This is a genomic window from Enorma shizhengliae, from assembly GCF_009676995.1.
GTDB lineage: Bacteria > Actinomycetota > Coriobacteriia > Coriobacteriales > Coriobacteriaceae > Enorma > Enorma massiliensis.
Window position 1 is genome coordinate 1 of record NZ_VTFZ01000008.1, and the last position, 12209, is coordinate 12209.

9 protein-coding genes are annotated in these 12209 nt (G+C 63.4%); 8 read left to right on the top strand and 1 reads right to left on the bottom strand.

The window, feature by feature from the left end; translation table 11 throughout:
* The first annotated feature begins 565 nt into the window (after positions 1 to 565).
* From GJE22_RS06525 to GJE22_RS06535, 3 genes are all read left to right on the top strand, one after another.
* Complete coding sequence (locus tag GJE22_RS06525; RefSeq protein WP_144688492.1) at positions 566 to 2080, top strand: M20/M25/M40 family metallo-hydrolase; 1515 nt, start codon at positions 566 to 568, stop codon at positions 2078 to 2080.
* 46 nt (positions 2081 to 2126) lie between these two features.
* Positions 2127 to 3464: an MFS transporter gene (locus GJE22_RS06530; protein ID WP_144688494.1), complete on the top strand. Its 1338-nt coding sequence runs from the start codon at positions 2127 to 2129 to the stop codon at positions 3462 to 3464.
* A 449-nt stretch (positions 3465 to 3913) separates the two neighbouring features.
* Positions 3914 to 6424 (top strand): ATP-dependent helicase, encoded by a 2511-nt coding sequence (locus tag GJE22_RS06535; protein ID WP_144688496.1) that lies wholly within the window; start codon positions 3914 to 3916, stop codon positions 6422 to 6424.
* A 186-nt stretch (positions 6425 to 6610) separates the two neighbouring features.
* On the opposite strand, the gene GJE22_RS06540 is transcribed toward GJE22_RS06535, so the two are convergent.
* On the bottom strand, positions 6611 to 6820 hold the full coding sequence (locus GJE22_RS06540) for a hypothetical protein (protein ID WP_144688498.1): 210 nt from the start codon (positions 6818 to 6820) through the stop codon (positions 6611 to 6613).
* Between the two features lie 190 nt (positions 6821 to 7010).
* On the opposite strand from GJE22_RS06540, the gene GJE22_RS06545 reads away from it, so the two are divergent.
* The 5 genes from GJE22_RS06545 (at position 7011) to GJE22_RS06565 (ending at position 12201) form a co-directional block, all read left to right on the top strand.
* Complete coding sequence (locus GJE22_RS06545) at positions 7011 to 7826, top strand: HipA domain-containing protein (RefSeq protein WP_144688500.1); 816 nt, start codon at positions 7011 to 7013, stop codon at positions 7824 to 7826.
* Positions 7823 to 8386: a helix-turn-helix domain-containing protein gene (locus tag GJE22_RS10080; RefSeq protein WP_144688502.1), complete on the top strand. Its 564-nt coding sequence runs from the start codon at positions 7823 to 7825 to the stop codon at positions 8384 to 8386. Before GJE22_RS06545 ends, GJE22_RS10080 begins: the two co-directional genes overlap by 4 nt.
* 185 nt (positions 8387 to 8571) lie before the next feature.
* A complete protein-coding gene (locus tag GJE22_RS06555) occupies positions 8572 to 9528 on the top strand; it encodes an ROK family protein (protein ID WP_144688504.1) in 957 nt (318 codons plus the stop codon).
* Between the two features lie 110 nt (positions 9529 to 9638).
* On the top strand, positions 9639 to 10580 hold the full coding sequence (locus GJE22_RS06560; protein ID WP_144688506.1) for a DHH family phosphoesterase: 942 nt from the start codon (positions 9639 to 9641) through the stop codon (positions 10578 to 10580).
* 508 nt (positions 10581 to 11088) lie between these two features.
* Entirely contained in the window at positions 11089 to 12201 is a 1113-nt protein-coding gene (locus tag GJE22_RS06565; RefSeq protein ID WP_144688508.1) for a calcium/sodium antiporter, read from the top strand.
* Positions 12202 to 12209: the final 8 nt, after the last annotated feature.

Here is a 12209-nt window from a genome sequence, read left to right on the forward strand (position 1 = left end):
TGGTACCGGGAGGGCCGGCTCAAGGCCTTCCGCGAGGGGGGCCTCACCGTGTACGATACGATCAGGGGCCGCAGGGAGCGGCTCGGGCTGGCCGCCTAGGCCCGTCCAAAGAAATGTCCGAGCCCCCTCGGAGGCGTCTGAGCGTCCAAAAGTCGCCCGACAACGCATGATGTGACCGGATGTCGCCCGGCAATCTTTCAGCGTCCGGATGTCGCCCGACAACGCGCCGCGTGCTCGAATCGCGCCCGAAAGCAACAAGCGCTGGGCAGGGCAGCCGCTTGGTTACGCTGTCGTTCCGTTTGCGGCTCGCGCCCATCTTGCCGGCAGATAGGGCTATCCTTATTGCCTGAGACGTTATCGCAGATAATCGACTTGGGCTTTGAGAAGGCTGTGCGAGCGCATGGAAGGTGCCGCACCGGCGCATGAAGAAGGCTGTGCGAGCGCATGGAAGGTGCCGCACCGGCGCATGGAAGGTGCCGCACCGGTGTCCGAGCGGGATCGGCACCAGCATCCGAGCGCGCCGATGCCAGCGAGTGCGGGCAGCCGTGATGAAGGAGGAGGCTATATGGGCAAGGGTGCGATCATCAAGGCGGTGGCGGGGCTTGCCGCTATTGCTACGGGGTCGGTTGCAGGCGTATGCGTGGCACGCGCTTTGAGCATGAAGCCTGCGCGGCCGCAAGGAAGCCCGCTCGATGCGGGCGGTTACCGCGCGGGAGACGATGCGGTCGAGCGCTTCCGCGAGCTGTTGCGCATCCCCACTGTTTCGCGCGACGATCCGGAGCTGGTCGACCGCGAGCCGTTCGAGCGCTGGATCCCTACGCTACAGCGCTTGTATCCGCAGACGTTTTCCGTCTGCGAGCTCACCCGCATCGATGAGTTCGGCGTCCTCCTACGCTGGCCGGGCGAGGACGCATCGCTCGATCCCATCGTGCTCATGGCGCATCACGACGTGGTGCCGGTCGAGGGGCAAATGTGGGAGCACGATCCTTTTGGAGCCGAGGTCATCGACGGCGAGATCTGGGCGCGCGGTTCCCTGGATACCAAGTGCATCGTGGGCGGTTTTTTCGAGGCGGCGGAGTATCTGATCGGGCGCGGCTACGTGCCTCCGCGCGACGTGTGGTACTTCTCGTCGAATGCCGAGGAGACGAGCGGGCCGGCCGCGCGCGATGCGGTCGCATGGCTGCGCGATCACGATATCCATCCGTACCTGGTGCTCGACGAGGGCGGAGCTGTCGCCACCGATACGCCGCTTGGCGTGAAGGTGCCGGTCGCCATGGTGGGCGTGTCGGAGAAGGGGCACGTGGACCTTACGGTGACGGCCACGGCGGATGGCGGGCACGCCTCGACGCCGCAGGCAAACGATGCTCCGCGGCTGCTTGCACGCGCATGCGAGCGCATCGGCGCGAACCCGGGCATGCCATGCTTCACGGAGGCGCTCGATGCCATGCTCGCGGAGCTCGCAAGCCACAGCAGCCTTCTCTACAAGGTCGTGTTCTCGAACCTCTGGCTCACGCGTCCACTAGTGGCAAAGATCATGGCGGGAAACACCGAGACTGCCGCCATGCTTCGCTCAACCTATGCGCTCACGCAGCTTGAGGGCTCGCCGGCGCACAACGTGCTGCCGCCCGTGGCGCGCGCCAACTTCAACGTGCGCATCGCCCCCTTCGAATCCGTTGCCGATGCCACGGAGCGCGCCCGCACCCAGGCGCTTGCCGAGGCGGCTGCGTCGGGCGTGGGGGCGTCGCAGGTGACTGTGGAGGTCAACGATTCGGTTCCCTATACCGAGCCCGCGCCGGTGAGCCCCTTTGGCGACGATCCGGCCTTCGATTATCTGCATCGCTGCGTAAAGGGCGTGTATCCGACGGCCGGGTTCGCGCCATACGTACAGAGCTCCTGCAGCGATTCGCGTGAGTTCAATGCGATTTGCGACCGCGTATACCGCTTCTGCGGCTTCGTGTATTCCGGGGAGGCGCGGTCGCTCATCCATACGGCGAACGAACGCATCGGCGTAGACGTGTACAAGAAGGGCATCGAGTTCTACGTCTCGTTCCTCGCCCATCTCGACCAGCTTGAAAAATGATAAAACGAACCGGGTTCGTTTTATCATTTTGGGAGAAAGGGGAATCATGGCAACCAAGACATCGGCGGTGAAGCGCGCCTCAAAGCTCGATTACGCGAGCGTTGCCTTCGCCGCGCTGCCCTTCATGGGCATGATCAGCTTCTGGCAGGTGTTCGACGGCATCGTGCCGCTCATGCTCACGAATACGTTTAGCCTGGACAACGCCGCAACGGGCGTGGTCATGGCGCTCGACAACATCTTTGGTCTCTTCCTGCTGCCGCTCTTCGGCATCCTTTCGGACCGTTGCGCGAGCAAGCTCGGCCGGCGCACGCCGTTCATCATGGCGGGCTCGGTGGTCGCGGCCATCGCGGTGCCGCTCATCGCCGTGGCGAACAACATGCGCAGCTTCCCGCTGCTCATTGCCATGATTCTGCTTACGCTGCTTGCCATCTGCTCGTATCGCACCATGACGGTGGCGGTGGTTGCCGATATCACGCCGCGTCCGCTCCGTACCAAGGCGGATTCCATCGAGAAGATCGTCGGTTACGCGGGCACAGGCGTCATGCTCGTGGCCATCACGCTGCTCGTGCCCGATGTCGAGCATCCGGACTATCTGCCGCTCTTCGGCTTGCAGGCAGCGTTCATCTTGGGCTCGGCGCTTCTGTACTTCTGGCGCATCCGCGAGCCCCAGCTTGTTGAGCGCATGCACGAGAAGAGCCTCGAGATGGGAATCGAGGAGGCCCAGATCGACACCGACGACTCGCCCGAGGCGGGCGGTAAGCAGCGCATCCAAGACCCGTCGGTGCGCCTCTCCATCGCCATGATCTTGGCTGCGACGTTCTTCTACTATATGAGCTACAACGCCATGACCACGAACATCTCGCGCTATGCCGACACGTTCTTTGGCATGGCGGGCGGCAGCTATGCCATCATCAACATCGTGACCATCGCGGGCGGCCTGCTCTCGTATGTGCCCATCGCCAACCTGTCGCTCAAATACGGGCGCAAGCGCATGGCGGTCATCACGTCGTTCGTGATGGTGGCGGGCTCGGCGATCATCTGGCTTGCTCCGGGGTTCTCGCCGGCATTCTACGTGGTGTTCCTGTTCATGGGTGCTGCCCTTGGCGGCGTTGATCTGTGCGTGTATCCCATGCTGCTTGAGCTTTGCGACGCCAACAGCGTGGGGCGGTATTCTGGCTACTACTACACGGTGTCGATGGCAGCTCAGGTGGTGACGCCAATCCTTTCGGGCGTGGTCATGGACGCTGCCCCCACCATGCTCTTCGCCTACATCACGCTCATGGCGGTGTTCATGCTGGTTACGGTGGTTGCGTCGAAGCATGGCGATACGATTCTGATCGACGAGGTCGCTCGCCGCGAGGAGGCGTACGAAGAACAGCGCTAAGAGCGCTTGCAAATGAGAGATTCGCCACGTGCTGGCAATGAACATTCAACTTTTGGGCACTTCAAGCGCATCACCCGAAGTAGACCTCAGTTCGCGCCATGCGTGAGCTGGGGTTTTGTCAGCCTGGAACGTCCTTTACTGACGAGGTCGCGCTTGAAGTGCCCAAAAGTTGAAATTGGGTTGGCTTGGCCCGGCAAATCGAGCGCATCGCCCACCGTACGTGAGTTGGAGGCATATCCGCTTGGGTTTGGGGTGCAGGACAAATCGGCGTGATATCGAGTGGGCGTTTTGCGGTGGCGCGTCGTGTCCGGGCGGGCAGGTATACTATGTTGGCTCCAGAGCGGGCGCGACTTCGGTTGTCGCTTTGGCTGTAGCTGCCATTTCGGTATTTGCCATCGCTCGGCCTCAGCCGCCGCCCGCGCATCATCGCCGACACGCCGGAGGAACGCATGCCCTACGCGGTAGACATCGACTCGCTCAACCCCGCCCAGAAGGAGGCGGTCCTTACTACCGAGGGGCCGCTGCTCGTACTCGCTGGCGCCGGCTCGGGCAAGACGCGCGTGCTCACATACCGTATCGCACACCTCGTGGCAAACCTTGGCATAGCTCCTTGGCGCATCCTCGCCATCACCTTCACCAACAAGGCAGCGGCCGAGATGCGCGAGCGCTTGGGGGCGCTCCTGCCCGACGGCACGCGCGGCATGTGGGTGTGCACCTTCCACGCCATGTGCGTGCGCATGCTCCGCGAGGACGCCGACCTGCTCGGCTATACGGGGCAATTCACCATCTACGATGACGACGACTCGCGTCGCATGGTGCGCGATATCATGCAGGCGCTCGGCATCGAGCAGAAGCAGTATCCGCTCAATATGATCCGCTCGAAGATCAGCGCCGCGAAGAACGCCATGGTCGATCCCGACGAGTTCAGCCGGCGCGCATCGACCCCGCCCGAGCAGAAGGCCGCGCAGGTTTACCTCGAACTTGAGCGGCGCCTGCGCGCGGCAAACGCCATGGATTTCGATGACCTCCTCGTGCGCGCGCTCGAGCTTTTGCGCACGCGCCCGGAGGTGCTCGAGAAGTACCAAGAGCGCTTCCGCTACATCAGCGTGGACGAATACCAGGACACGAACCACGTGCAGTACGAGATCGCGAACCTCTTGGCTGGCCGCTACCAGAATCTTATGGTCGTGGGCGATGACGACCAGTCCATCTACTCCTGGCGCGGCGCGGACATCTCAAACATCCTCGACTTCGAGCAAGATTTCCCTGCGGCGCACGTGGTCAAACTCGAGCAGAATTACCGCTCCACGGGGCACATTCTCTCCGCGGCCAACGCGGTGGTGCGCCACAACAGCCAGCGCAAGGAGAAGCGCCTGTTCACGGCGGCGGGCGATGGCGAGAAGATCCAGGCCTACCAGGCGAGCGACGAGCGCGACGAGGGCCGTTGGATCGCAAGCGAGATCGAGAAGCTCCGCGCGGGCGGCATGAGCTACGACGACATCGCCGTGTTCTACCGCACCAACGCGCAGTCGCGTATCCTCGAAGATATGTTCCTGCGTGCCGGCGTGCCGTACAAAATCGTGGGCGGCACGCGCTTCTTCGATCGAGCGGAAATCCGCGACGTCATGGCGTATCTCAAGATGATTGTGAACCCAGCCGACGAGATGAGCGTCAAGCGCGTGATCAACACGCCGCGCCGCGGCATCGGGTCGACCTCAATCGCCAAGATCGAGGAGCTCGCGCGGGAGAACCGATGCAGCTTCTTCCAGGCATGCGAGATCGCGACCGCCGAGACCGGGCGCTTTTCCGCGAAGGTGCGCGCGGCGCTCGGTGACTTCGTGGCGATTGTGCGCGAGGGGCGCCGCATGGACGGTGAGCTGCAGCGCGTGGTCGAGGCCATTGTGGAGCAGAGCGGCCTTATGCAGGCGCTTCGTGCAGAGGGGACGCCCGAGGCTGAAGGCCGTGTGGAGAACATCCAGGAATTCCTGGGCGTAGCGGCCGAGTTCGAGGAGAGCCACGACGATATCGAGGGTACGCTCGAGAGCCTTGAGGAGCTCCGTGCGGCTGGGCTGACCGTAGGGGCAGAGGAGGCTGCCGCTCCGCAGACGCCTGCGCCCATTGCGGCCGCCGCGGCCCAGACGGCCGATGAGATCGACCGCACCTATGGAGCCCTTGCCTGCAAGGCGCTCCCGGCGCTGCTCGAGTGGCTTGCGCTCCGAAGCGACCTCGACGCGCTCGCGGGTGAGACGCGCGCCATTACCATGATGACCGTGCATTCGGCAAAGGGCTTGGAGTTCCCCGCGGTCTTCGTGGCCGGTTTGGAAGAGGGCATCTTCCCGCACGTGGCCGGCTTCACCGACGACCCCGCAAAGCTTGAGGAGGAGCGCCGCTTGGCCTACGTGGCCATCACGCGCGCCCGCAAGCGCCTGTTCCTCACGTACGCCGCCACGCGCCGCACCTACGGTTCCACGCAGGCCAATCCGCGCAGCCGCTTTGTGGGCGAGATTCCCGCGGCGGATATCGAGTTCTCCGGCGTGGGCTCATCCGGGTTCGAGGGCACCGGTTGGGAGAAGCGCGGCGACCGGCGTGGCACCTTCGGTTCCGGCATGGGGTCCGACATGTACGGCGGGCGCGTCTTCGGCTCTTACACGCGTTCGACCGGCGGTGCGGTGCGCCATACCAGCATCAGCCCCGACGCCGGCAGGAAGCCGTCGACGTTCGGCAGCGGCACCTCGCATCGCCAGCGCTCCGCGGCGCCTGCCCCCAAGGTGGAGCAGCGCCGTCCGGATGCGGCGAAAGCAGCGGAGGTGTTCGCGCCGGGCGACACCGTGCGGCACAAGACGTTCGGCACGGGCACGGTCATCGCTGCCTCGGGCGATATGATCGAAGTTAAGTTTGAGAAGACCGGGCAGGTCAAGAAGCTCATGAAGGGCTTTGCTCCCATTGTGAAGGTCGACTAGGGCATCGCTGGGGGAGTAGCGCAACCACGAGCCGATCCGAGCGGCGCTTGCCAAGCGGGGCTATCCTTGCCAGGTGGGGCGACGCTTGCTAAGCGAGGCGTCGCTCGCCAAGCGAAGCGACGCTGACCCATTAGGGATGCTGTCCCAACTGAGCGACACTGCCTACCGCTCTGCTGCCGCCCTTTGCTACGCAGCTGTCGCGTGGTCTTGGGAAGTGCCCGGTGCATAGACGAGCTCAAAGAGCTCATCGAGGTTGATGGGCTCGTCTTGCTGCCCCTCGGCGGAATCCACGGGTTGCGCCTCCGCGCTCTCCTCATCGGGCGATTCCACATCAAAGGCAAGGCGGATAAGCTCGTTGATGTTCAGGGACTCTGCGTGGGACATGACGTTCGACATGGTGCCTCCCAACGGTGGTAGATGACCTTATCTTTTCCCGTGCTGGGCTGGGGATTACCGCGCGTCGGCACATGTCACAGGCTGTTCTTCAACACGAAACCAACTGTCAACATGAGGTCGTTTCGCATCTTATTCTGCAAGAATATATGTTCTATACTATACACATGCATAATACTAAGGAGCTGGTCTTATGCGTGTCTATGATGTAGTTCAAAAGCTGCAAGATTGTAGAGCGCTATCTTGGATCGAGCGTGTGAACAGTTCTGGGACGGCGGGCACCTACTTGAAGGCGCGCACGGGCACGGGCGTGCGTGCGCTCTACTACAAGCTGCCCCGATACACGGGCGTCCGGTTTGATGGAAGCGAGTGCGTCAACGAGGTGGTGGCCAGCCGCCTCATGGACATCCTGGGCATCGATCATGTTCCGTATCGCTTGGTGCACGCGCTCATCGCACTTGATGGGGTCGAGCACGAGGTTTGGCTCAACACCTCGAGGAACTTTCGCCGGCCCGGCGAGCAGAAGATGGGGCTTGGTGCCTATTACGATCTCTATAAAGAGCCCAACGAGACGCCGTGGGAGTTCTGCAGGCGCAACGGGTGGGGCGAGCGCATCGGGCAGATGATGCTCGTTGACTATCTCGTGGCAAATAGGGATCGCCATGCATCGAATATCGAAGTAGTCCTCGACCAGCGCGGTGCGGCTCGCCTTGCCCCGCTTTTTGATCAAGGCCTCTCGCTGCTCGCACCATACGGCGATGATGAGGAGCGTATAGCGGGGTTTGCGCCGCTGACCTCCGTTGCGACAACGAACTTCGTTGGCTCGCGCTCTCTTGAGGAGAATCTACGGCACGCTATGCCGATTGTGCTCAAGGGGGGATTGGCCGAGGGCGACCGAGAGCGGCTTCTAGCCGGGCTCGAGCATGCCGCTCCTGCGATGCTCCCCGACAAGATTTGGGAAGTTATTTGGACGCGGTGGCGCTGGTATGAGGGAATGAAAGAGCAATGAGACGATTCGAGGTCATACAGGGAGAGCGGGTTGGCTCCAGTCCCTGCGGGGAATTAACGTACGATGCCGGCAGCGGGCAATTCGAATTTGCTGCGGCAGATGGTGCTGGCGCATGCGATGTTCCCGCTATGTTCGCGCCGTTCGTGGCGCAAGGGACGCACGTGCCGGGTCATTGGGTCAATGCATGGGTTCAGGAGCGCATCGCTCCGCCTTCACGACAGAATATCGGGCAGATTCTGCGCGAGCACGGTCTCGATGCGTACGACCCATGCGCGTTGCTCATGGCGCGCGGCGGCAGAAGCACGCAAGACGGATTTTACCTGCGTGAGATTGAGCCCGAGGCGCGCTATGCCGATGGGGTGGGCAAGGCGCTGGCGCAAGCTCGGGCGCGCACGGGCCTCTCGCAGAGCGAGCTCGCCCGGCGGAGTGGATTGAAGCAAGCAGAGGTCAGCAAGATCGAGCGCGGCCAGGCAAACCCGACGCTAAAGACGCTTGGTCGCTTAGCGGATGGGCTGAACACGCGGCTAGAAATCACGTTCGCGAGCGATCCGAAGGCCTGACGAGCCTGGCACCGCTGGGGGCGTGCGCCTACCGATGCGTGGGGGCTGTTCGCCAAAGTGTGGTGCGCGGCGATAGGGTCCCGCCGTATACTGTGCGCCTATGCAGGTAGCATGCCGGCTCGCGCACCGAGACCTCGACGTCTCGCGACGCCGGTGCCGGATTCAACGCACGGAAAGGAATCGTCATGACAGAGCCCCGGAAGCTGTACGTAGGCCTCGATGTGGGCGGCACGTCCGTCAAAGTCGGTCTGTTCTTGCAGGATGGCACCTTGGTTGGCAAGGGTAGCGTGCCGACACCTCCCATCGTGGACGAGGCAGGTTATAGCGCGGTCACGAATGGCATCGGCCAGGTGCTCGCCGAGGCCGATGCGACCACGGCCGAGGTGCTCGGCATCGGGCTTGCCATCCCGTGCCCCGTCCCTGCCGATGGCATCATCCGCATGCAGGCGAACATCCAGATCGATGCGCCCGGCCTGGAGGCCGCGCTGCACGCATTCTGCCCGCAAGCTGCGGTGAAGTTCGTGAACGACGCGAACGCAGCAGCGATGGGCGAACTCTGGACCGGCGCGGCGAAGGGGCGCACGAGCCTCGTTTTCGTGACTATCGGTACGGGCGTTGGCGGCGGCGTGGTCATCGACGGCAAGGTCGTTGCCGGAGCCTTTGGCGCGGGTGGCGAGATCGGTCACCTGCGCATGAACCCAAACGAGGAGCGTGCCTGCGGCTGCGGCGGCAAGGGCCATCTCGAGCAGTACGCCTCGGCAACCGGTGTTGTTTCCAATTATCTGGCTGAGTGCGAGGCACGCGGTGTCGAGCCCATCGAGCTCACCGGGCCGAGCGATTCCAAGGACGTGTTCCAAGCGTGCCGCGAGGGCGATGAGGTGGCGCTTGCCGCCATGCGCACCATGGCCGATTACCTGGGGCGTGCCCTTTCACTCGTTGCCAACGTGGTCGACCCGGAGCTCTTCCTCTTGGGCGGCGGCGCGTCGGCCTCTGCCGATGTCTATCTCGAAACGCTCGTTGAGCGGTATCGCGCCTGCGCTATCAACGTGAATGCCGATACTCCCATCGAGGTCGCATCGCTCGGCAACGATGCGGGCATCTACGGCGCCGCCTACGTGGCGTTGCAGGCAGCCGAAGCGTAGGTGAACTTGCGCTCTGCCCGGGCGATCGATGCTCGTAGCGTGCTAGGATAGGGAGCAACTGGGAAACTCGCGGGGCACCTGCCCCGCCCTGTGCGAAGGGAAGCATACACATGAGCAAGGTTCTCGTCTTCGGACACCAGAATCCCGATAACGATGCCGTCATGTCCGCCGTGGTGCTGGCTCAGCTGCTGAACCAGGTTGAGTTCAACGGGTGCACGTACGAGGCTCGCGCGCTCGGCCCGCTGCCGGCTGAGTCCGCGAAGCTCCTCGCCGACGCCGGCCTGCCCGAGCCGATGCTGCTCGATGCCATCGAGCCCGCGGCCGAGGGCGAGGACCCGCAGCAGGTCATCCTCACCGACCACAACGAGCCCGGACAGAGTGTTGCCGGTTTGGCGAACGCCCAGATCGTGGGCGTCGTGGACCATCACCGCTTCGGCGACTTCACCACTGCTGCGCCGCTGACCATCGTGGCCATGCCGTGGGGCTCCAGCTGCACCGTCGTGGCCAAGCTCTTCGAGGTGCTGGGCCAGGAGCTCACCGATACGCAGGCCAAGCTTCTGCTCTCGGCCATGATGACCGACACCCTCATGCTCAAGAGCCCCACCACCACCGATGTTGACCGTGCCACCGCCGCCAAGCTCGGCGAGCAGCTGGGCGTCGACCCGGTGAAGTTCGGCATGGAGGTCTTCCTCTCCCGCCCGTCCGGCTCCTTCACGCCCGAGCAGATGGTCGGCAACGACATCAAGCTCTTCGAAGTTGCTGGCAAGCAGCTGCTCATCGGCCAGTACGAGACGGTCGATAAGACCCGTGCCCTCGGCATGATCCCCGAGATCCGCGAGGCGATGCGCGCCTACCAGGCCCAGAAGGGCGCCGACGGCATCGTGCTGTGCATTACCGACATCATGGAGGAGGGCTCGCAGGTGCTGCTGGAGGGCGACACGGCTGCCGCTCAGAAGGGCCTTAAGATCGAGGACGTGGCCGAAGGCGTTTGGTGCCCCGGCGTCCTCTCCCGCAAGAAGCAGGTGGCTGCACCCATCCTCGCTGCCAACTAAGCGGAGATAGCGCTTCTCGGTACGCAGCCGAACGGTCCAAGGCGTGCGTCGCGCGGCGACACAGTCGAACGGACCGAGATACGGGTCGCACGATTATGCGATCAGGCAATTCAAGGGGCGAGCTGCGCGCCCGCGCAGACCCTTTCGAGGCGCTATCGCGGAGGTGCTGTGGATTCACGCGGCGGATGCTGCGGAAAAGCCCGTATTCCGGGGACAATAGAAACGATATCGGCGAGGTGCCCGATTGGCGCCTCGCCTTTTTTGGGGCAACGTGCGCCGGGCAGAGAGCCCTGGCGGCTACCTACAACGAACGAGAGCATGGAGGATGCTATGGCAACGGGTCATAACAGCTCCTTGCGTTTGACCATGAGGGCTGGTGAGCGCAAGGCGATTGTTGCATAGGGACGACTGGTGTTCGGCGCATGCGCCGGGCCCGCCTGCGTCCCCAGCTCAAGCCCTTGCTCGCTGCTGTGTCCGCCGCGTGTCCCGTGGCGGTTGGGAGGTCCTCATGCCCTATGTCGTTGAATTCGCTTTCATCCTGATAGGTTTTGTTCTGCTCGTTGTTGGTGCCGATAAGCTCGTGGAATCGGCGAGCAACATCGCTGCGCGCTTCGGCATGCCCGAGCGCGTTATCGGGCTGACCATCGTTGCCGTGGGCACGTCGCTGCCCGAACTGGTGGTGAGCGTGACATCTGGTGCGGGCGGTCACGCCGATATGGTGTTCGGCAACGTGGTGGGCAGCTGCTTGGCAAACATCCTGCTCATCTTGGGCGTCTCGTCGCTCATCTCGCCTATCCCGCTGGCCCGAAGCACGCGGCGTTTCGAAATTCCCGCGAGCATCGCCTCGGTGGTGCTGCTTCTGGTGTTCGCCAATACCGGGGGTCAGATCACCGTGGTCGAGGGTGTGGCGATGCTCGCTTTCTTCGCGGCGTTCATGGTGCGTTCTGCCGTGGTCGGCACGCGGGCTAAGCGTGCGGAGGACATGAGCGATGTCGAGCCGCTTGCACTTGCCGCCACGCCAGCCGCAGATTCAGCAGGCACGCTCGAGCAGGGCCCGATGGTCGCTGCTGCGCCCGCTGCCGGCTCGGTTGCTGGGCTCGCACAGGGCTCTGTTGCCGCGCCCGCTGCCGGCTCGGCTACTGGCACGGCAGCGGTCAAGCTAAGGCAGCAGAATCTGCTGATCGATGTGCTTATCATCGCGGTGAGCATCGTGCTGCTCAAATTCGGAGCGGACTTTGTGGTCGACAACTCGGTAATCGTGGCGAGCGGACTCGGCGTGAGCGAGCGCGTCATCGGAATCACGGTCGTGGCGCTCGGCACGTGCCTGCCAGAGTTGGTAACCGGTGTGGTTGCTGCGCTCAAGGGCAATACCGAGATTGCCGTGGGCAACGTGATCGGGTCGAACGTGGCGAACGTGCTGCTGGTGATCAGCGCGCCGGCCCTGTTCTCGGCGGTTCCCTACGATGCGGCGTACAATGTCGATTTCATACTGCAGATCGTTTTCACCGCTGCGCTGCTCGCGTGCGCCTTCCATAGGCCGCGCAACCGTGTAGGGCGTATCGACGGGATCGCGTTCACGTTTCTCTATGTGGCGTATATCGTTGCCTCTCTGCTGCGATAGCGCGGGGA